The organism is Sphingomonas nostoxanthinifaciens, from assembly GCF_019930585.1.
GTDB classification, from domain to species: Bacteria; Pseudomonadota; Alphaproteobacteria; order Sphingomonadales; family Sphingomonadaceae; genus Sphingomonas_I; species Sphingomonas_I nostoxanthinifaciens.
Map to the genome: position 1 here is coordinate 3,553,361 of NZ_CP082839.1, position 20,983 is coordinate 3,574,343.

General features: G+C 69.0%; 20 protein-coding genes and 1 pseudogene. 9 read left to right on the forward strand and 12 right to left on the reverse strand.

The window, feature by feature from the left end; genetic code table 11:
* The first annotated feature begins 15 nt into the window (after positions 1-15).
* Both K8P63_RS16875 and K8P63_RS16880 read left to right on the forward strand, forming a co-directional pair.
* Positions 16-1,023, forward strand: a complete 1,008-nt coding sequence (locus tag K8P63_RS16875; RefSeq protein ID WP_223797165.1) for an Mrp/NBP35 family ATP-binding protein — start codon at positions 16-18, stop codon at positions 1,021-1,023.
* A 20-nt stretch (positions 1,024-1,043) separates the two neighbouring features.
* Complete coding sequence (locus K8P63_RS16880; protein WP_223797166.1) at positions 1,044-1,472, forward strand: CoA-binding protein; 429 nt, start codon at positions 1,044-1,046, stop codon at positions 1,470-1,472.
* Here the strand turns inward: K8P63_RS16880 and K8P63_RS16885 are convergent.
* The 4 genes from K8P63_RS16885 to ubiA are packed head-to-tail and all read right to left on the reverse strand — an operon-like array spanning position 1,405 to position 4,841.
* Positions 1,405-1,782: a hypothetical protein gene (locus tag K8P63_RS16885; protein WP_223797167.1), complete on the reverse strand. Its 378-nt coding sequence runs from the start codon at positions 1,780-1,782 to the stop codon at positions 1,405-1,407. The genes K8P63_RS16880 and K8P63_RS16885 overlap by 68 nt on opposite strands.
* Positions 1,763-2,542, reverse strand: coding sequence for a 3'(2'),5'-bisphosphate nucleotidase CysQ (locus K8P63_RS16890; RefSeq protein ID WP_223797168.1), 780 nt, complete (start codon positions 2,540-2,542; stop codon positions 1,763-1,765). The genes K8P63_RS16885 and K8P63_RS16890 overlap by 20 nt, the downstream gene beginning before the upstream one ends.
* Complete coding sequence (locus tag K8P63_RS16895; protein WP_223797169.1) at positions 2,535-3,878, reverse strand: TldD/PmbA family protein; 1,344 nt, start codon at positions 3,876-3,878, stop codon at positions 2,535-2,537. Before K8P63_RS16895 ends, K8P63_RS16890 begins: the two co-directional genes overlap by 8 nt.
* A 39-nt stretch (positions 3,879-3,917) precedes the next feature.
* Positions 3,918-4,841 (reverse strand): 4-hydroxybenzoate octaprenyltransferase, encoded by a 924-nt coding sequence (ubiA, locus tag K8P63_RS16900; protein WP_223797170.1) that lies wholly within the window; start codon positions 4,839-4,841, stop codon positions 3,918-3,920.
* Between the two features lie 122 nt (positions 4,842-4,963).
* Here ubiA and K8P63_RS16905 point away from each other — a divergent pair, with 122 nt between their 5' ends.
* From K8P63_RS16905 to K8P63_RS16925, 5 genes are all read left to right on the forward strand, one after another.
* Complete coding sequence (locus K8P63_RS16905) at positions 4,964-5,704, forward strand: 16S rRNA (uracil(1498)-N(3))-methyltransferase (protein ID WP_223797171.1); 741 nt, start codon at positions 4,964-4,966, stop codon at positions 5,702-5,704.
* 54 nt (positions 5,705-5,758) lie between these two features.
* Positions 5,759-7,132: a glutamate--cysteine ligase gene (locus K8P63_RS16910; RefSeq protein ID WP_223797172.1), complete on the forward strand. Its 1,374-nt coding sequence runs from the start codon at positions 5,759-5,761 to the stop codon at positions 7,130-7,132.
* A gap of 151 nt (positions 7,133-7,283) precedes the next feature.
* Positions 7,284-9,350 carry an alpha/beta hydrolase family protein gene (locus K8P63_RS16915; RefSeq protein WP_223797173.1) on the forward strand — a complete coding sequence of 689 codons (2,067 nt, stop codon included), beginning with the start codon at positions 7,284-7,286 and terminating at the stop codon, positions 9,348-9,350.
* Between the two features lie 22 nt (positions 9,351-9,372).
* Complete coding sequence (locus K8P63_RS16920; protein ID WP_223797174.1) at positions 9,373-10,251, forward strand: dienelactone hydrolase family protein; 879 nt, start codon at positions 9,373-9,375, stop codon at positions 10,249-10,251.
* On the forward strand, positions 10,248-10,871 hold the full coding sequence (locus tag K8P63_RS16925; protein ID WP_223797175.1) for a glutathione S-transferase family protein: 624 nt from the start codon (positions 10,248-10,250) through the stop codon (positions 10,869-10,871). Before K8P63_RS16920 ends, K8P63_RS16925 begins: the two co-directional genes overlap by 4 nt.
* 161 nt (positions 10,872-11,032) lie before the next feature.
* On the opposite strand, the gene K8P63_RS16930 is transcribed toward K8P63_RS16925, so the two are convergent.
* Entirely contained in the window at positions 11,033-11,773 is a 741-nt protein-coding gene (locus tag K8P63_RS16930; RefSeq protein WP_223797176.1) for a Bax inhibitor-1/YccA family protein, read from the reverse strand.
* Between the two features lie 312 nt (positions 11,774-12,085).
* On the opposite strand from K8P63_RS16930, the pseudogene thpR reads away from it, so the two are divergent.
* Positions 12,086-12,618: pseudogene (gene thpR / locus K8P63_RS16935) on the forward strand (RNA 2',3'-cyclic phosphodiesterase).
* 98 nt (positions 12,619-12,716) lie between these two features.
* Here thpR and K8P63_RS16940 read toward each other — a convergent pair.
* From K8P63_RS16940 to K8P63_RS16965, 6 genes are all read right to left on the reverse strand, one after another.
* Complete coding sequence (locus tag K8P63_RS16940) at positions 12,717-13,841, reverse strand: OmpA family protein (protein ID WP_223799862.1); 1,125 nt, start codon at positions 13,839-13,841, stop codon at positions 12,717-12,719.
* Between the two features lie 202 nt (positions 13,842-14,043).
* A complete protein-coding gene (locus tag K8P63_RS16945; protein WP_223797177.1) occupies positions 14,044-14,544 on the reverse strand; it encodes a DUF2793 domain-containing protein in 501 nt (166 codons plus the stop codon).
* 81 nt (positions 14,545-14,625) lie between these two features.
* A complete protein-coding gene (locus tag K8P63_RS16950; protein WP_223797178.1) occupies positions 14,626-15,213 on the reverse strand; it encodes a hypothetical protein in 588 nt (195 codons plus the stop codon).
* 192 nt (positions 15,214-15,405) lie between these two features.
* Entirely contained in the window at positions 15,406-16,158 is a 753-nt protein-coding gene (locus K8P63_RS16955) for a TorF family putative porin (RefSeq protein ID WP_223797179.1), read from the reverse strand.
* 249 nt (positions 16,159-16,407) lie between these two features.
* Positions 16,408-17,586 (reverse strand): cystathionine beta-lyase, encoded by a 1,179-nt coding sequence (metC, locus tag K8P63_RS16960; protein WP_223797180.1) that lies wholly within the window; start codon positions 17,584-17,586, stop codon positions 16,408-16,410.
* Between the two features lie 173 nt (positions 17,587-17,759).
* Entirely contained in the window at positions 17,760-19,295 is a 1,536-nt protein-coding gene (locus tag K8P63_RS16965; RefSeq protein WP_223797181.1) for a cryptochrome/photolyase family protein, read from the reverse strand.
* Between the two features lie 208 nt (positions 19,296-19,503).
* Here K8P63_RS16965 and mgrA point away from each other — a divergent pair, with 208 nt between their 5' ends.
* Complete coding sequence (mgrA, locus tag K8P63_RS16970; protein WP_223797182.1) at positions 19,504-20,556, forward strand: L-glyceraldehyde 3-phosphate reductase; 1,053 nt, start codon at positions 19,504-19,506, stop codon at positions 20,554-20,556.
* Between the two features lie 128 nt (positions 20,557-20,684).
* Here the strand turns inward: mgrA and K8P63_RS16975 are convergent, their stop codons facing one another.
* Positions 20,685-20,933, reverse strand: a complete 249-nt coding sequence (locus K8P63_RS16975; RefSeq protein WP_223797183.1) for a hypothetical protein — start codon at positions 20,931-20,933, stop codon at positions 20,685-20,687.
* Between the last annotated feature and the right edge of the window lie 50 nt (positions 20,934-20,983).

Below are 20,983 nucleotides of genomic sequence, written 5' to 3' on the forward strand. Positions count from 1 at the left end.
GCCTAAGCGGCGGCGATGACCGACCCCGCCGTCCTCGCCGCCGCCCTCGACCGCATCGCCGATCCGACCAGCGGACGCGGCCTGATTCTCTCTGGACGGGCGGCGCCGCCGCGGATCGAGGGTGGGACGGTCGACGTGCTGATCGACGTGACCGGGCTCGATCCCGCCGCGCGCGCCGCGCTAGAGGCCGAGGTCCGTGCCGCGCTGGCGCCGGTGCCCGGCGTCGCGACCGTGCGCGTCGCGCTCACCGCCGAGCGCGCGCAGGGGCCACGCCTGATCGCCGTCGCCAGCGGCAAGGGCGGCGTCGGCAAATCGACCGTCGCCGCCAACCTCGCCGTCGCGCTGGCGCGGTTGGGGGTGCGCACCGGGCTGATCGACGCCGATATCTATGGGCCGTCGCAGACACGGCTGATGCAGACCGATACGCGGCCCGAGGCGGAAGACAGCCGCATGATCCCGACGCCGACCCCGTTCGGCGTCGCCATGCTCTCGATGGGGCAATTGATCGCGCCGGGCCAGGCGATCGCGTGGCGCGGGCCGATGGTCAGCAACGCGCTCGGCCAGATGGTCGACGCGCATTGGGGCGATACCGCGGTCATCATCGTCGATCTGCCGCCCGGCACCGGCGACGTGCAGCTGTCGATGATCCAGAAGCATCGCCCGGCCGGCGCGGTGATCGTGTCGACGCCGCAGGATCTGGCGCTGATCGATGCCGCGCGCGCGATCGACCTGTTCGACAAGGCCGGCGTGCCGGTGATCGGCCTGGTCGAGAATATGGCGGGCTATGTCTGCCCGTCGTGCGGCGCGGTCTCCGATCCGTTCGGCACCGGCGGCGCGGAGGCCGAGGCCGCGACGCGCAACCTGCCCTTCCTGGGCCGCGTGCCGCTGTCGATCGACGTGCGGCGCGCCTCCGACGCCGGCGAGCCGCCAGCGGCGGGCGACACGGCCGAGGGCGAACCGTTCCGCGCCATCGCCGCACGCGTGGCGGCGTGGCTGAACCCCGCGGCCACGCCGGCGTTCTGACCGCGACAGGAGGCCGCTTCATGCCACTCACCGCCGATGCCGATATCGCCGCCCTGCTCGCGGAAACGCGCACCATCGCATTGGTCGGCGCATCGGATCGGCCCGGCCGGCCGAGCTACGGCGTTATGAAGGTGCTGCAGGACTGGGGCTATCGCGTGCTGCCGGTCAATCCGCAGATCACCGGCGAGCATGTCCACGGCGAATATATCTGGCGCGAGCTGGCGCAGATCGGCGAGCCGATCGATCTGGTCGATATCTTCCGTCGGCCCGAAGCCGCGGGCGAGGCGGTGGATCAGGCGATCGCGGTGGGCGCGAAGGCGGTGTGGCTGCAGATCGGCGTGATCAACCACGACGCGGCCGCGCGCGCCGAGGCGGCCGGGCTCAAGGTCGTGATGGACCGCTGTCCGGCGATCGACCTTCCACGGCTGCGGGTGCCGCTTGTGGCGTAGCGAGGTCGTCGCGCACGACCGTCTGCACCGCGCGCACCACCTGCACCGTCGCGCATTGTTCGAGCATGCCGCGCACCGGCGGCGGGCAGCCGCGCGCGCAGACGAGCGCTTCGGACGAGGCATCGCTGTCGGTCGCCAGCAGCCCGGCGCGGCAGCCGTCGAACGTGCCGTAGGAGCCGATCAGGCGCGTCGAATCCTCGCCCGGCCGGTCGCGCAGCGCATAGCCGTCCCAGCGCACGTCTTCCGGCCCACAGCCGGCCAGCGCGAGCGCGGCCAGCAGCGGAATGGCGCTAGCGCGCAAATGCCGCATCGGCGCGCTCCTCCAATCGGTCGCGAGCGAGCGTATGGAGGCCGGGGGCGCTCGCCAGCACGCCGAACACCTCGCCGCGCTGGCTGTTGTAACGGACCGGCCGGCCGAGCACGTCGGTCGCGCAGCCGCCCGCCTCGGTGACGATCAGCGCCGCCGCGGCGATATCCCATTCATGCCCCCAGCGGATCGTGGCGCACAGGTCGGCCTCGTCGGCCGCGACCATCGCCATGCGCAGCGCGATCGAATTGGGCCGCCCGACCATCACCAGATCGTCGTCGCCCTTTGGCAGCGTATCGGTCGGCACGCGCGCACCGGACAGCGCCGTCCGATCCGACGCATGAAGCGCCGCGCCGTTGCGCCACGCCCCGCCGCCGACGGTGGCGACATAGGTCTGGCCGAGCGCCGGCGCCTCCAGCACGCCGAGCACCAGCCGCCCCTCCTCGACCAAGGCGATCGAGACGCACCAGCCGCTGCGCCCGCGCAGATAATCGCGCGTGCCGTCGATCGGATCGACCACCCATACCCGCCTGCGATCGAGCCGCGCGGGATCGTCGGCGGTCTCCTCCGACAGCCAGCCCGCCTCGGGATCGATCGCGCGCAGGCGATGCTTCAGCATCACGTCGACCGCGAGATCGATCTCGCACACCGGGTGGCCGGGTGCCTTTTCCCAGCGGCGATAGTCCGTGCCCGTCCGGTCGAGCGCGAGGCGGCCCGCATCGCGTGCGGCCGCCGCGACGGCATCGACCAGCGCGTCAGGCACCGGCGACGATCATCCCGTCGATCCGCACCGTCGGCACATCCATCGCGCGGCGGAACTCCAGATCGTCGGCGGGGGTGAGGTGCAGGAACATCTCGGCCAGATTACCCGCGATCGTGATCTCGGCAACCGGTTCGGCGAGCTTGCCGTCACGGATCGCGAAACCGGAGGCGCCACGGCTGTAATCGCCGGTGATGCCGTTGACGCCCTGCCCGATCAATTCGGTGACATAGACGCCGAGCGCGATGTCGCCGATCAGTTCGTCCACGGTGTGCGTGCCGGGCGCGAGATAGAGATTGCTGGTGCCCGCCCCCGGCGCGCCGCTGCCGCCGCGCGCGGCGTGGCCGGTCGGCGCCAGGCCGAGCTGCCGGGCCGAGGCGCTGTCGAGCAGCCACGTCGTGAGCACACCGTCGGCGACCAGATCGAGCGGCGCGGTCGGCAGGCCCTCGCCGTCGAAGGCGCGGCTGCGCAGGCCGCGCGGGCGGTGCGGATCGTCGCGGATGGTGACGCCGCGCGCGAACACCTGCTCTTCCAACTTGCCGAGCAGGAAGCTGGTGCGCCGCGCGATCGCGCCGCCGGTGATCGCGCCGGCGAGATGGCCGATCAGGCTGGTGCCGACACGCGGATCGTAGACCACCGGCATCGGCCCGGAGGCGAGCTTGCCGGGATTGAGCCGGGCGATGGCGCGCTCGCCCGCGCGCCGACCGATCGCGCCAGCTTCCTCCAGGTCGCTCAGGTGGCGGGTCGAATGATAGGCATAATCGCGTTGCATGGTCGCGCCGGTGCCCGCGATCACGCTGGCCGAGCAGCCATAGCCCGACGTGACCGACGCGCGCGCGAAGCCGGTCGAGGTGGCGAGCGCCATGATCGTGCGCCCCGCGCTCGCGCCCGCGCCCTCGCTGTTGGTGACGCCGGCGATGCCGCGCGCAGCTTCTTCCGCCGCCTGCGCCCGTTCGCGCAACGCGGCCGGCGAGGGATCCTCGCCATCGTCGCCGTCGATCGGCACCGCATCGCCGGTCAGCAGCCGGTCGGCGGGCGCGAGGCCGGCATAATCGTCTTCGGGCGCCTCGCGCGCCATCGCCGCCGCACGCTCGACCAGAGCGGTCAGCGCGTCGGTCGACAGGTCCGACGAGGAGACGCTGGCCGAACGCTTGCCGACGAACAGGCGCAGGCCGATCTCCTCGCCGTCGGAGCGGCCGACATCCTCCAGCTGGCCGAGCCGCACCTGCACCTCGGTCGACTGGTTGCGGAAGTAGACCGCATCGGCGGCATCCGCCCCGGCCTTGCGCGCAGCGGCGACGAGATGGGCGACACGGGATTCGGCTTCGGCGGGGCTCATGCGGCGCACTTAGGTAGCGCGACGCCCGAGGTCACCCCCTTAAAGAACCGAGGCGCTGCCGACGACGAGGCAGGCGAGCGCCATCAGCAGGCCGGCAAAGCGGTTCGAGCGGAAGCGGCGGAGCGCATCGACGGGGTCGGCGACGCGCAGCCCCGCGACCTGCCAGCCGAGGTGGAGCGCCATCGGCAGCAATGCCGCGAGCGCCAGCGGCTCCGGCCGCACCAGCCACAAGGCGCGCGCCCACAACGCCAGTGCCACGACATAGAACAAAGCGATCCCGCCGCGCGCATGCGCGCCGAGCGCACGCGCCGAAGACTTCACGCCCGCCAGCGCATCGTCCTCGATATCCTGCAGCGCGTAGATCGTGTCATAGCCCACCACCCACGCGATCGCGCCGGCATAGAGCCATGCCATCGGCGCGGCGAGCGTGCCGGTCGCCGCCGGCCAGCCGACCAGAGCCGCCCACGAGAAGACGATCCCTAGCCACGCCTGCGGCCACCACGTAATCCGCTTCATGAAGGGATAAGCGGCGACCGGCGCGATGCTCGCCAGTGCCACGATCTGCGCCGTCCGGTCGAGGCACAGCAAAACCGCCAGCCCGATCAGGCACAGGCCGAGCAGGAACGCCCACGCCGCCTTCAGGCTGATGCGCCCGCTCGCCAGCGGGCGGTCGCGCGTGCGCGCCACCCGCGCGTCGAGATCGCGGTCGACGATGTCGTTATAGACGCAGCCCGCGCCGCGCATCGCCACCGCCCCGACGCCGATCAGCACGAGCAGATCCCAGCGCGCGACCGCCGCGCCGGCCAGCGCGATCGCCCACGCGCCCGGCCAGAACAGCAGCCATCCCCCGATCGGGCGGTCGAACCGCGCGAGCAAGTAGAAAGGCCGCACCGCCGCCGGCAACGCCGCGACGAGCCCGCGCCGCTCGCTATCGGGGACGATCGTGTCGGGAGAAGATGTCACGCCATGTCCCTAGACGCCGGAACGCACGAGTTGAAGCGCGCGATCATGACGCCCTTGAAAGCATGGAGCATCCGACATGTTCGGGGTGACGGCGGCGGCCCGCCACGCTTATGAACCAAGCCATGCCCGCCACCCCCGCCTGGCCGCCCGCCAGCACGCCGCGCCTGTTCGTCGACCAGCCATTGGGCGACGGCCTCCATCTGTCGCTGGACGGCCCACAGGCCAATTATCTCGGCGCGGTGATGCGGTTGAAGCCGGGCGACCCGGTGCGGCTGTTCGACGATCGCACCGGCGAATGGCTGGCCGAGGTTGCGGACGCCGGCAAGCGCACGATCGCGCTCACCGTCACGCGGCAGCTGCGCGAGCGCGAGGCAGTGCCCGACATCTGGCTGCTGTTCGCGCCGATCAAGAAAGGCCCGATCGACTGGCTGGTCGAGAAAGCAACCGAGCTCGGCGTCGCGCGGATGCAGCCGATCATCACCCGCCGCACCATCGTCGATCGCGTCAATCTCGACCGGCTGCGCGCGCACGCGATCGAGGCGGCCGAGCAATGCGACCGCACCGCATTGCCCGAACTGGCCGAGCCGACCACGCTCGACGCGCTGCTGCGCGGCTGGGATGCGCGCCGCACCTTGCTGTTCGCCGACGAGACCGGCGGGACGCCGCTCGCGCAGGCCGCCGGCGCCGCGCCCGCCGCGATCCTGATCGGCCCCGAAGGCGGCTTCACGCCGGAGGAACGCGACCGCATCCGCGCCACTGCGGGTGCGGTCGCGATCGCGCTCGGCCCGCGTATCCTGCGCGCCGAAACGGCGGCGGCGGCGGCGCTGGCGGTGTGGATGGCGACGGCCGGCGACTGGCGCTGACGGCCCGAACGAGGGCCTAGCGTACCGATCGGTAGGCAGCTAAGGCGCCGCCCCATGACGACGCGTACGGCCGACGCCGGCCCCGACCCCCTGATCGAGAGCCGGGCCGACCTGATCGGTCTGTTCGCCCGTGGCGAAAAGACCAAGGATCGCTGGCGGATCGGCACCGAGCACGAGAAATTCGTCTTCTCGACCACCGATCATCACGCCCCCTCCTACGAGGAGAAAGGCGGCATCCACGCGCTGATGATCGGCCTCACAAAATTCGGGTGGGAGCCGGTCTATGAGGGCGAGAATATCATCGCGCTCTCCGGCCCCGACGGCGCGATCAGCCTCGAGCCCGCCGGCCAGTTCGAATTGTCGGGCGCGCCGCTCGAAAACCTTCACGAGACCGGCGCAGAGACCGCCCGCCATATCGCGCAGGTGAACGAGATCGGCGCGAAGCTTGGCATGGGTTTCCTCGGCCTCGGCTTCTGGCCGGACAAGACCCGCGCCGAGCTGCCGATCATGCCCAAGGGCCGCTACGAGATCATGCTGCGCCACATGCCGCGCGTCGGCAGCCTCGGGCTCGACATGATGCTGCGCACCTGCACCATCCAGACCAACCTCGATTATGCGAGCGAGGCGGACATGGTGAAGAAGTTTCGCGTCAGCCTCGCGCTGCAGCCGCTCGCGACCGCCTTGTTCGCCAATTCGCCCTTCACCGAGGGCAAGCCCAACGGCTTCCTCTCCTATCGCAGCCACATCTGGACCGACACCGATCCGCACCGCACCGGCATGCTGCCGTTCGTGTTCGAGGACGGCTTCGGTTACGAGCGCTACGCCGATTACATGCTCGGCGTGCCGATGTATTTCGTGTTCCGCGACGGCAAATATATCGACGCGGCGGGGCTCGATTTCCGCGATTTCCTCGCCGGAAAATTGTCGGTGCTTCCGGGCGAGACGCCGCGCATCGCCGACTGGTCCGATCATCTGTCGACCGCTTTCCCCGAGGTGCGGCTGAAGAGCTTCCTCGAGATGCGTGGCGCCGACGGCGGCCCGCTCGAGACGATCTCGGCGCTGCCGGCTTTCTGGGTCGGGCTGCTCTACGACGATCAGGCGCTCGACGCGGCGTGGGACGAAGTGAAGCACTGGACGATCGAGGACCATCGCCGCATCCGCGCCGAAGTGCCGAAGCTCGGCCTCGCCGCCACCGGCCCGCGCGGGCGGACCTTCCAGCAGCTCGGCAAGCAGATCCTCGAAATCTCGCGCCGCGGCCTCGCCGCACGCCGTCGCCTCAACGCCGCGGGCGACGACGAGACCGGCTTCCTCGCGCCGCTGCACGAGATCGTCGAAAGCGGCAAGGTGCCGGCGCAGCGCCTGCTCGACCTGTATCATGGCGCATGGGGTGGCGACCTCAGCCGCGTCTACGAGACCGCGCGCTACTGAACGACCGCGTGCTCCTGCGCAGGCAGGAGCCCAGAGCTTCGGATGACCGCGCCCACCGCCTGGGCTCCTGCCTGCGCAGAAGCACGGTTGCGCGCACCGCTCCGGTCGCATCCCGCTTGCCAAGGCGCGCGAAACGACCATGCTGCGCGCCATGAAGACCCCGCTCCGCACCGCTTTCGCCGCTCTCCTCCTCGCCGCCGCGCCCGCGGCCATCGCCGCCGCACCGATCGCGCCCGCGCGCACCTTCGGCCCGCTCGACCTGTTCGGGCTGGAGGCGGCGAGCGATCCGCAGATCAGCCCGGACGGGACGAAGATTGTCTACGTCCGCAAATCCAACGACATCATGACCGATCGCGCGCGCTCGACGCTGTGGCTGGTCGACGTGAAAAGCGGCGCGCAGACCCCGCTGGTCGCCAGCGCCGGCGCGCATCTCAATCCGCGCTGGTCGCCCGACGGCACGCGCCTCGCTTATATCTCCACCGCCGACGGCGGCGGCGCGCAGCTCTACGTCCGCTGGATGACGCCGGGCGGTGGCACCGCGCGCGTCACCAGCCTGCCCTCGACGCCGGGCGCGGTGGCATGGTCGCCCGACGGTACGCGGCTGGCCTATCTGCTGACGGTGCCCGGCACGGCCGCAACCCTCGGCACCCCGCTCGCCAAGCCCGAAGGCGCGCAATGGGCGCCGTCGCTGCAGGTCATCACCAAGCTCGTCTACCGGCAGGACGAGGGCGGCTATGGCGCGCCCGGCTTCGACCATCTGTTCGTGATCGCGGCCGACGGTGGCAGCCCGCGCCAGCTCACCTTCGGGTCGCAGGACGAGGAAGGGCCGCTGTCGTGGACGAAGGACGACCGCACGATCCTCGTCGCCAGCAACCGCACCGACGATGCCGAGCGCAACCCCAACCGCACCGACATCTTCGCGGTCGACGTCGCGAGCGGCGCGACCAGCCAGCTCACCCACCGCGCCGGCCCGAACGGCAATGCGGTGGTCTCGCCCGACGGCGCGCACATCGCCTATCTCGGCTTCGAGGACCGATTGCTCGGCAGCCAGACGGTGTTGCTGTCGGTGATGGACCGCGACGGCAACCATGATCGCGTACTGACCGCCAAGCTCGATCGCAGCGTGGGCAGCCCGGTATGGGCGGCCGACGGCAAGGCGATCTACGTCAAATATGACGATCATGGCGTGACGCGCGTCGCCCGCGTCGGCCTCGACGGCGCGATCCGCACCGAGGTCGAGGGATTGGTCCAGTCGGTGTTCGACCGGCCCTATACCGGCGGCGCTTTCTCGGTCGCGAAGGACGGCACGGTCGCCTTCACCGGCGGCACCGCGCTCCGCCCGGCCGACGTGATGATCGCGCATGGCGGCGCCGCGCGGCGGCTGACCCAGCTCAACGAGGAAGCGCTGTCGGCCAAGGCGCTGGGCCAGGTGCGTCATTTGTCCGTGACCTCCGCCTTCGATCGCGCGCCGATCGATGCGTGGATGGTGACACCGCCCGATTTCGATCCGTCGCGCAAATATCCGATGATCCTGGAGATCCACGGCGGGCCGTTCGCTGCCTACGGCCCGTCTTTCTCGTCGGACGACCAGCTCTATGCGGCGGCGGGATATGTCGTGCTCTACGCCAATCCGCGCGGCTCGACCTCCTATGGGGAGGCGTTCGCCAACCAGATCCACCACAGCTATCCCGCGCACGATTATGACGACCTGATGTCGGCGGTCGATGCCGCGATCGCGGACGGGCATGTCGACGCCGACCGGCTCTACGTCACCGGCGGCTCGGGCGGCGGACTGCTCACCTCGTGGATCGTCGGCAAGACCGACCGCTTCAAGGCGGCCGCCGCACAGAAGCCGGTGATCGACTGGGCGAGCTTCGTGCTCACCGCCGACCAGACCAATTATTTCGCCAAATATTGGTTCGGCAAATTCCCGTGGGAGGATCCGCAGGGTTATTGGGCGCGCTCGCCGCTCAGCCTCGCCGGCAACGTCAAGACGCCGACGCTCGTCGTCGTCGGCAGCGCCGATTATCGCACGCCGGTGAGCGAGGCCGAGCAATTCTACACCGCGCTCAAATTGCGCGGCGTGCCGACCGAACTGGTCAAGGTGCCCGGCGCCAACCACGAGGGGCTGGCGGAGAAGCCGTCGCAATCGGCCGCCAAGGCCGAGGCGATCCTCGCCTGGTTCGGACGCTATGGCGGCGAGCCGGCACGGCCCTGATACAAGAAGCGGAGGAGAGGATATGGACGAGGATCTGCGCCGGCGCGCCATCGCGCTCTACGATCGCTTCACGCACGACCATGGCAACCGTCGCGCCTTCATGCGCGACATGGTGGCGCTGACCGGCAGCGTCGCCGCCGCCGAGATGCTGGCCGGCAGCATCGCCGCCAGCCCCGCCGCCGCGGCGATCGTGCCGCCCGACGACAAGAGGCTGAAGACCAGCAACATCCACTGGACGGTCGCGCCGGGGCGCGAGTTGCACGGCTACATGGCGCTGCCCGCGAAGGCGCGCGGGCACCAGCCGGCGGTGATGGTGGTGCACGAAAATCGCGGGCTCACCGATCATATCCGCGATGTCGCGCGGCGCGTGGCGCTGGCCGGCTTCGTCGCCTGCGCGCCCGATTTCCTGTCGGGCGTTGGCGGCACGCCGGCCGACGAGGATCAGGCGCGCGCGATGATCGGCAAGCTCGATCTCGCCCAGACCACCGCCGATGCGGTCGGCACGGTGCGCTGGCTGGGCGGCAACGCCTTCGCCACCGGCAAGGTGGGGGCGATCGGCTTCTGCTGGGGCGGTGCGCTGGTCAATCGCACCGCGGTCGCCGCCGGCAGCGCGCTCACCGCCGCCGTGCCTTATTATGGCCCCGCGCCCGATCCGTCCGAGGCGATCAAGGTCAAGGCGGCGATGCTGCTCCATTATGGCGCGCTCGACGATCGGGTGAACGCCACCGGCCGGCCGTGGGTGGCGGCGCTGCAGGCGGCGGGCGTGCCCGCGCAGGCCTATTTCTACGAGGGCGCCAACCACGCCTTCAACAACGACACCTCGGCCGAGCGCTACGATCCCGCCGCCGCCAAGCTGGCGTGGGAGCGCACGATCGCCTTCCTCAAGGAGCGACTGGCATGAGCGACGACCTGATCCTCTATTCCAACCCGATGTCGCGCGGGCGCATCACGCGCTGGATGCTCGAGGAGGTCGGCCGGCCCTATCGCGTCGAATATCTCGATTTCGCGGCGCTGAAGGGCGCGGACTATCGCGCACTCAACCCGATGGGCAAGGTGCCGACCCTGCGCCACGGCGACGCGGTGGTGACCGAAGTCGCGGCGATCTGTGCCTACCTCGCCGCTGCCTTTCCCGAGGCCGGGCTGATGCCGGAGCCCGGCACACCCGCCAGCGCGGACTATCATCGCTGGCTGTTCTTTGTCGCCGGCCCGGCCGAGGCGGCGATCACCGCCAAGGCGTTCGGCGTGCTGCCGCCGGCGGACAAGAGCAAGGGCGTCGGCTTTGGCACCTACGAGGAGATGCTCGACACGCTGGAAACCGCCGTCACCGGCAAGACCTATCTGGCGGGCGATCGGTTCAGCGCGGCCGACGTCGCAGCAGGCTCGCAGATCGGCTTCGGGCTGCAATTCGGCACGATCGAGGCGCGCCCCGCCTTCGTCGATTACTGGGCCGGGATGACCGCGCGCCCGGCCTACCAGCGCGCCGGCGCGCTCGACAACGCGGCGATGCCGGCGCGGGAATAGATTTATGCCGTTCTCCTGCGCACGCAGGAGCCCAGGGCCGCGCAAGTGCCCCCGTGACGCTCTGGCCTCCTGCGTGCGCAGGAGAACGGAAGCCATATACAAAGAAAAGGGCCCGGCGGAGCGATCCGCCGGGCCCGATTTCGTTCAGCCTGTCGCTGCGATCAGCGGCGATCGCCCATGAAGCGCAGCAGGAACATGAACATGTTGATGAAGTCGAGGTAGAGTTGCAGCGCACCCATCACCACCGACTTGCCGGCGAAGGCGGTGCCGCCGACCGCGAAGTACATGCTCTTGATCTTCTGCGTGTCGTAGGCGGTGAGGCCGGCGAACAGCAGCACGCCAAGGATGCTGATCGCAAGATCGAGCCCGGTCGAGCGCAGGAACATGTTGATGAGCATCGCCACCATGATGCCGATCACGCCCATGATGAGGAAGCTGCCGAAGCCCGACAGATCCTTCTTGGTCGTGTAGCCGTAGAGGCTGAGCGCGCCGAACGCCGCGGCGCTGGCGAAGAAGGTCTGCGCGACCGAGGCGCCGGTATAGACCAGCAGCACCGTCGACAGCGACAGGCCCATCAGCACGGCATAGGCCCAGAACAACGCCTTGGCAGTGGTCTCGGTGATGCGGTTGATGCCGAAGCTCAGCCACATGACCACGCCCAGCGGCGCGAGCATCACGATCCAGCCGAGGCCCGACGGGCGGCCCTGCGGCGTGAACAGCATGCTCATATACGGGCTGTTGGCGAACAGCAGCGCGACGACGCCGGTCAGCAGCACGCCCGACGCCATGTAATTGTAGACGGAAAGCATATACGACCGGAGACCCGCATCATATGCGGCCTCGCGCGCGCCGACGTTGGTCGTCCTCGCAGCGGTCGCCCAGGGGTCGGACCAATTGGCCATTTCGAATAGGCTCCTATCGCGCCATGATCGGCGCATCGTGCGGAATATCGGCCTGTCGCCGCCGTTTTTCAAGCGGAAGCGGTGGCCGGCCCCACGCATGTGCATTTAGGAAGCACGGGCTGAACCGGGCCTGTCCGGCGTGTGTCAAAGTATTGCCGGGCCGCGCCGCGGGCGCGCCAAGTCGATTAGCTCCAAAACGTGCGAATCGACTTGGGCAGTGCGAGTATAAGAGCAGGGTTGGCCGCACGGACTGAGGCCGCCCCGCCGGTCGATCGCGCTTCTGCGACGGCGCGGCATGGCCTAGGATCGGGCATGCACCGCCTGTTCGTCGCCCTGCGTCCCCCGCCCGCGATGCGGCGGCAATTGCTCGCGCTGATGGGCGGGGTGCCGGGCGCGCGCTGGCAGGATGACGCACAGCTCCACCTGACGCTCCGCTTCATCGGCGAGGTTGATAGCCGGACCGCGGAGGATGTCGCCGCAGCGCTCGATACCGTCGCCGGACCGTGCCCGACGCTCGCGCTCGCCGGCACGAGCACGTTCGATCGCAAGGGCGCACCGCATACGTTGTGGGCGGGTGTCGCGGCAGATGCGGCGCTCGCGACGCTGCATGCCAAGATCGAGCGCGCTTGGTGGTGGCTGGCCTGCCGCCGGAGCCGCGCAGCTTTCGCCCGCACATCACGCTCGCGCGGCTTGATCGCTCGGCGGGCCCGGTCGAACCGTTCCTGCTGCGGACCGCCGCATTGCGCAGCGCGCCGGCATCGATCGACGCCTTCATCCTGTACGAAAGCCGGCTCGGCCATGATGGCGTCAGCTATGACGCGGTCGCGCGCTACGCGCTCGCCTGACGGTCGGCAATCGGGCCGGCGCATGACCGGCCGCGCGCGGGCAAAGAAAAAGGGCCGGCCGTTTCCGGCCGACCCCTTTTCAGATCGTCTTGATCGACTTACTGACCGGCGTTCGGTCCGTAGGTGATCTCCACGCGGCGGTTCTGCGGCTCGCGCACACCGTCGGCGGTCTGCACCAGCAGCTTCGTCTCGCCGAAGGCCTGCGTCTGCATCACGCCATCGGGCACGCCCTTGCCGGCGAGGTAAGCCTTCACCGAGTCCGCGCGACGCTGCGACAGACCCATGTTGTAGCTCGCCGAGCCCGACGTGTCGGTGTAGCCGGCCAGCATGACCTGCGCCTGGCCGGTCGTGCTGTAGGCCTGCGCCGCATTGTCGAGGATCGACGCTGCCTCAGGCGTGATTTCCGACTTGTTCCAGTCGAAGAACACGATGAACGGCCCCGGGTTCGCCACGGGCGGCGGCGGAGGCGGAGGCGGCGGCGGCGGGGGAGGCGGCGGCGGGGGCGGCGGGGGCGGCGGCGGGGGCGGCGGTGCTGCCGGCTCGCCGAAGTTGTACACGATGCTCGCCAGCAGGCTGCTCGAACGGTAACGACCCGTCGAGAGGCCGGCCGCCGTCGCGTTGCCCGTGCTGCTCGGAACGCGGATGCCGCTCTCGTTGAAGAAGCGGTACTTGGCGCCGATGTCGATGTGGTCGGTCACGGGGTACAGCACGCCGGCGATCGCCTGCCACGCGAAGCGCGTGTCGCTGCCGTCGAGGAAGGTGTTGCCACCGTTCAGACGCCAGATGCCGTAGTGGACGCGGCCGACGCCGACGCCGCCGCCGACGAAGCCGCTCAGGCCCTTGTCGTCGCCGAAGTTCAGCAGGGCGTTGCCCATGAAGCTGAGCACCGACGTGTTGCCGCTGTGGTCGCTGTTATAGCTGCCCGCAGCCTGACCGTTGATGGTCGTGCCGGTGTTGTGCGTCTTCAGCTCGGTGTGCTTGTAGCCCACTTCGCCTTCGAGGCGAACGATGCCGAGGTCGTAGCCGACAATACCGTCGACGTCGTACAGACCGTTCTTCGACTTGGCCTGGTCCGCGCTATCGACCGCGCCGATGTTGACCTTCTGAGTCTCGGCGATGATGCCGCCGCCTTCGACGCCGACATACCATGCCTTGTCCTTTGCCAGGACAGGCGACGCGAGCGCCGTTGACGCCAACCCGGCGATCAGGGCTAGTTTACGCATTGTGGTCCCCTTTTCCTTACTAGGGTTCTTAACAGGTAACGAAACCAACTAATCTCGTCCTGAGTTCTACGCAAGCGCGCAAAAGCATGGACTGTTGCCGAAATGTCTCGGTCACAAATCGCCCCTTTGCATCGCTCGAACCCGTTGAACGCTGCCCCTAAACACCGTCGTTCGCGAAAGTTTCCCGCACCCGCGAAAAATATCACGCGGCGATGAGACCGTGGTTGCGCAGTGCGGCAAGAATGTCACGGATTGAGGCCCTTGCGGCCTCATCCGCGACCCCGCCGCCGACGGGGTCTTCGATCGGCGGCTGCGCCGCGCCGACCACCTGATGCCCGTCCACGATCAGCGCCGTCGCGGTGACGCGCCCGACCGCCCAGGCGCCGCCGACGAACCGCGCCGGAAGATTGCCCGCGACGACCCACGCCGTCATGCCCTCGACCGCCGCGACGAAGCGCCACCCGCCGTCGGTCCAGGTGGCGAACGCGTCGGCGTGGCCGGCCCAGTCGCCGGTCGGTGCCGCGCCGACGATCCAGCTCTGGTCCGGCGCGGGTGCGGCGGGCGGCGCATCGTCGCCGATCGTCTGTGCGACGGGCTGCACCACCGCGTCGAGCAGCGCCAGCGCCTCGTTGTGATAGAGCTCCTTCTGCGCCTGCCCCGGCTCCAGCAGCGGAAAAGCGAAGCGTGCGGTCTGTCCGGTCATGGTCGGCTCCTCACAGGATGAAGGTTGCGGTGGCGGCGGGCTGCGAGGCGCCGCGCGCGCCGAGCGCAGCGATCGTCACGGTCAACGGCGCACCTGCCGCGACGCCATCGGCGGCCTGGTCAGCGACTGGATAATCGCAGCGCGTGCCGTCGACCTCGATCGTCCGGGTGCCGAGCTGCAGCCGATAGCGGTCGCCAGCCGCCGCAGGAAATCGGCGCGCACATCCTCCACCGAGCGCTCCGATGCCTCGGCGCCGCCGAGCGACGCACCGCGATGCGCATTGAGCAAGGCGAGCGCCAGCCGGTCCGAATATTCGATCATCGTCCCGACCTTCTTGCCGCCGTGCCACACCGGTTTCTCGACGCCGTTGAGCGCGCGGCCGAGCAGCATCGTCTCCAGCCGCGCCACGCCCTCGCGCAGCGCCGCCGCCCAGCGGGCGCGGAAGTCCTCGTCCTTCCGCCGCTTGCGGTAGATGTTGCTCTCCGACAGGCCCGATACCCGCGCCGAGGCCGCGACGTTCGACGTCTCGGCCAGCGTCTCGAGGAAAATCGTCTCGCGTTTCGCCGACCAGCGCACCGGCTTGGCCTTGCGCGCCCGGCCCCTCGCCGGGGCACGCGCACGCTTTCTCGCCGCGACCGTCGCCGGCCGCGCGCTTTCCTCATCCGTCATGTGTGAAGGCCCTCGCTCAAGCCAAGGGCCGGTGCGACCTCCCCGTGGGAGATCGCCCGGCCCTCAAAGTCGAACGGCGCGGTCGATTGGCTCGACCCGTCAGTTCAGCGTGACTTGCTTATGCCACAGGCGCTGCCGAATGTCAAGCATTTGTTCTTGTCTCGTTCCGTCTATGTTCAAATCGACGCGCGATCAGAAGGCGATGCCGACGCCCCCGACCACACCGGCCTTGCCGATGTTGCGGCCCGACGGCGAGACGATCTCGCCCTGCTTCACGTCGGTATCGACGTAGGCGACGCTGAAGGTCAGCGACTTCCACGTATAGGCCGCGGTCAGGCTCCAGTCGGTATAATCCTTGAGGCCGTTGGTGAGGTAGGAGCGACCCCACGTCTCGCCGATATGGCCGGTGATCGTCACGCCGGTATGCGGGATCGCGCCGGACAGCTCGCCATAGGTGTAGAGATTGTCCTGACGCGCGCCGGGGCAGCGCGGATCATAGTCGCAGCGCAGCGCATGCTGCTTCCACGAATAATTGAGGCCGACCTTGACGCCGACCGGACCGAACGTGTGCGAGGCGTTCAGGTACGGCTCGAAGAAGTCGGTCGTCGTCCCCTTCGCGTTCCCCGAATAGAAATAATAGAGCATGCCGCCGTCGAACGCCCAGCCGGCGACGGTCTTCTTGTAGCCGCCGTAGAGATCGATCTCCTGATCGCTGCCCGCCGCGATATAATCGTCGATCGAGCTGCCCCACGTGCCGATATACAGGCCCGACGAATGGCTGACGCCGATCGTGCCCTGGATCGCGGCATGCGTGTTGGTCTGCGAGAGGCCGCGGAAGCGATAGTCGCTGATCAAGGTCGCGCCGCCGGTGACGGTGAACGCGCTGGGTGGCGCCGCTGGCCCCGCCGGCGCGGCATCCTGCGCGAAGGCCGGGGCGGCAATCATGCCGGCGGCTACAGATAGTATACGAAAAATGCGGCGCATGATGAATCCCTCAAGAAGATTGCGTCATGTTCCACTGCGTGTCGCCGCGTTCTAACCTCTGCCTCGGTTTACGAGCGGGAGAACTATGCGTCCGACAACATTGGTCTGGATGATGACCGATCAAACCTCAATCGCTATCGGGATGCCCACGGGACGATGGGTCAAACTCTGTTGCACCCCAGCAACAGTCGAGCAATGCGGGCCGGGTGCTCAGCCGGCGCGATCGAGCGCCTGGGCGAGATCGGCGATCAGGTCGTCGGTATCTTCCAGCCCGATCTGCAGCCGCACCATCGGTCCGGGGCTCGGCCACGGCACCGCGGTGCGCGCCCGCTCGGGCTCGATCGGCAAAGCGAGGCTTTCATAGCCGCCCCACGAAAAGCCGATCCCGAAATGGTGCAGCGCGTCGACGAACTGCACGCGCATCGCGTCGTCGCCCCGCAATGCGATCGCGAACAGGCCCGAGGCGCCGGCGAAGTCGCGCTGCCAGCGATCGTGCCCCAGCGCATCCGGCAGCGCCGGATGCAGCACGCGCGCCACCCGCGGATGCGCCGCCAGCCAGCGCGCGATGGCGAGCGCGCTCTCGCCATGCTGGCGCAGCCGCACCCCCATCGTGCGCAGCCCGCGGCTGGCGAGGAAGGCGTCGTCGGGGCTGACGCACTGGCCCAGCCCCTGCGCGGTCTTGCGGATCCGCTCGAACAGGCCCGGCACCGCCGTCACCGATCCCATCATCACGTCCGAATGGCCGACGACATATTTGGTGCAGGCGAGGATCGACACGTCGACGCCGTGGCCAATCGCCGGGAACAGCAAAGGCGTCGCCCAGGTATTGTCGATCACGCTGACGATGCCGCGCGCGCGCGCCGCCGCCGCGATCGCCGGCACGTCCTGCACCTCGAAGGTCAGGCTGCCGGGGCTCTCCATCAGGATCACCTTGGTCGCATCCGAGAACAAGGCGCCGATCGCGTCGCCCGACACCAGCGGATCGTAATAGCGCGTCGTCACGCCGATGCGCGCGAGGATCGTGTCGGCGAACACCCGCGTCGGCTCGTAGGCGCTGTCGACCACCAGCAACTCGTCGCCCGGCGCCAGCAGCGCGAGCAACGTCGTGGTGATCGCCGCGACGCCCGACGGCAGCAGCACCGTGCCCGCCGCGCCCGGCTCGAGCGAGGTCAGCGCGTCGGCCAGCGCCCATTGCGTCGGCGTGCCCCGCCGGCCGTAATAGAAACCCTCGTCGGGCTTGCGTCCGGCCGCGCGCAGCGTCGCCACGTCGTCGAACAACATGGTCGATGCACGCCATACCGGCGGATTGACCACCCCGTTGGTCCACTCCCGCCGCCGGCCACCCTCCACGAGGCGGGTTGCGGGGCGGCGGGGGGCGTCGTCGTTCATCCTCAGCGCCTTAAAGCGCTTGGGGGTGTTCGTCATCAGACGAGCGTTGGTAACCCACAACGTCACCCCGGACTTGTTCCGGGGTCCACCCGTCCGCGAACGACACGTATCGATCGCGAACCCTCGCCCGCCGCCCGGTGGACCCCGGAACAAGTCCGGGATGACAGACCGGCTCAATATCCGCCCTCCGCCGCATCCAGCGTCGCCAGGAACCGCGCCGCCTGATCGCGGATCGCCGCCTGCTCCTCCGCCGCGAACCGTGCCCACGTCCGATAGGGCATGGCGAGGCGCGGGTTGCGCCCCAGCCGCTCCTCGTGCCGCGCGAGGAAATCCCAGTAGAGCGCGTTGAACGGGCAGGCATCGTCGCCGGTGCGTTTCGCGACGTCGTAGCGGCAGTGGCGGCAGTAATCCGACATCTTGTTGATGTAGGCGCCCGACGAGACATAGGGCTTGGTGCCGACCAGCCCGCCATCGCCGAACTGGCTCATCCCCAGCGTGTTCGGCAGCTCGACCCATTCATAGGCGTCGACATAGATTTCCAAATACCAGACGTGCACCGCGGCGGGATCGGCGCCGATCAGCAAGGCGAAATTGCCCGTCACCATCAGCCGCTGGATATGGTGGGCATGCGCCGTCGCGAGCGTCTGGCCGATCGCCTCCTTCAGGCAATGCTGGTCGGTGTCGCCGGTCCAGTAGAAACCGGGCAGCGGGCGCGTGTGACCGAGCGCGTTGCGCGTCACATAATCCGGCCCCTCGCGCCAATAGATGCCGCGCATGAACTCGCGCCAGCCGATGATCTGGCGGACATAGCCCTCGACCGACTGGAGCGGCGCGCGGCCGGCGCGATATTCCGCCTCGGCCCGCCGGCACAGATCGAGCGGATCGAGCAGCCCGGAGTTGATGTAGGGCGACAGGATCGAGTGCCACAGATGGCGCTCGCCGGTCAGCATCGCATCCTCGTACGGGCCGAACTCCGCCAGCGCATGCGCGAAGAAGGCGTCGGCCTGCGCGCGCGCATCCTGCGCCGTCACCGCATAATCGAAATCGTCGAGGCTGCCGGGATGGTCGGCAAAGCGCGCCGCGACCAGCGCCAGCACCTCCTGCGTGATCGTGTCGGGCGCGAAGGCATGCGGGCGCGGCATCAGCAGATCGGCCTTGGCCGGCTTGCGATTCTCCTTGTCGAAATTCCAGCGGTCGCCGGCCGGCCGGTCGCCATCCATCAGCAGGCCGGTCCGCCGCCGCATCAGACGATAGAAATATTCCATCGTCAGCTCGGCGCGCCCTTCGGCCCATTGCGCGAAATCGGCGTGCGACGCGACGAAGCGATCGTCGGCGCGGATCTCGACCGGCACGCCGAACAAGGTCTGCCAGCTTTCCAGCATCGCCTGCACCCGCCACTCGCCCGCCTCGGTGACGACGATCCGGTCGGGGTCGTGCCGCCCGATCGCGCGCGCCAGCTCGCCGGTGAAGCTGCCGGCATTGTCGGGGTCGTCGAGCCGGACATAGTCGACCGTCCACCCGTCGCCACGCAGCGCATCGGCATGATGGCGCATCGCCGAGAGGATGTAAGCGAGCTTCTTCTTGTGGTGGCGGACGTAGCTCGTCTCGTCGGCGACCTCCATCATCAGGACGATCGTCTCCGCCCGATCCGCGCCGGCGAGCGACGGCAAAGTCAGGCTGAGCTGATCGCCGAGGACGGGCACGAGCATCGGGCTGGTACGGCTACGGACCTGTTTTGTTCCGTCCTTGCTATCCCGTTCGTCCTGAGGAGCCACTGAGCGAAGTCGAAGTGGCGTCTCGAAGGACAAGCGCTTCGAGACGAGGCTTCGACGGGCTCAGCCTCTCCTCAGCACGAACGGTTTAATCCCTCGCGCCGGTGGCCTAAAGCACGCCGTCGCCAGACGACGGGAGAGACGAATGCCGTTCGAGCCGCCCTATATCGCCGACGCCGATCGCTATGACGGCCGCATGCCCTATCGCCGCTGCGGGCGGAGCGGGCTCGATCTGCCCGCGATCAGCCTCGGCCTGTGGCAGAATTTCGGCGGCGACGACGTGTTCGAGACCGGCCGGGCGATCCTGCGCCGCGCCTTCGATCGCGGCGTCACCCATTTCGATCTCGCGAACAATTACGGGCCGCCCTACGGCTCGGCCGAGGAGAGTTTCGGCCGCGTGCTGGCGAAGGATTTTCGCAGCCACCGCGACGAGCTGGTCATCTCCAGCAAGGCCGGCTGGGACATGTGGGCCGGCCCCTATGGCGGCATCGGCGGCAGCCGCAAATATCTGATCGCCAGCTGCGACCAGAGCCTGCAGCGGATGGGGCTCGATTATGTCGACATCTTCTATTCGCACCGCGTCGATCCGTCGACCCCGCTCGAGGAGACGATGGGCGCGCTCGCCACGCTCCACGCGCAGGGCAAGGCGCTCTATATCGGCATCTCGTCCTACTCGCCCGAGCTGACGCGCCAGGCGGCGGCGATCCTCGCCGAGCACAAGGTGCCGCTGCTGATCCACCAGCCGAGCTATTCGATGCTCAACCGCTGGGTCGAGGAAGGCCTGCTCGACACGCTCGCCGAGCTCGGCACCGGCTGCATCGCCTTCTCGCCGCTGGCGCAGGGCATGCTGAGCAGCAAATATCTGAACGGCGTGCCCGCCGACGCGCGCGCCGCCAAGGCGGGGTCGATGTCCGCCGCGATGCTGAGCGACGACAATCTCGCCCGCATCCGCGCACTGGACGGCATCGCCAAGGCGCGCGGCCAGAGCCTCGCCCAGATGGCGATCGCGTGGGTGCTGCGCGATCCTCGCGTGACCTCGGCGCTGATCGGCGCGCGCACGGTCGAGCAGCTCGACGACAGCCTCGATGCGCTCAAGACGCTCGATTTTTCCGACAAGGAGCTGGCCGCGATCGATGCGGAGGCCGGTGCCGCGGGGATCAACATCTGGAGCGGGTCGTCGGATATCCGGACGATCTGAGCGACTTCCGATCCCGTCGCCCCGGACTTGTTCCGGGGTCCACCGGGCGGCAGGTGGAACGTTTCTGAATTGAGCGGCACGCATGCAGCGGCGTGGACCCCGGAACAAGTCCGGGGTGACGAGCAATCCTACAGCGCCGCCAGCCGGCACAGCTCGCGCGGGGAGACGCCGTAGGTGCGACAGATATGCTCGCGCAGCAGCGCCTTCGCGGCGGCAAGGCCGGCATAGGCCTCTTCCTCCGCGGCCTCGAACGCGACGTTCACCGTCGCCGCATCGGGCACCAGCGAGCGCCATGCGGTCGCGTGATGGTGCTGCGCCTCGCGCACCGTCGCCACGAAACCATGGCCCTCCACTGCAAGATCAGATGACGAATCCATGATCGCCCAACGACCGAGCCGTCGGTTGGAGCCGTAATAACCGCACGCGG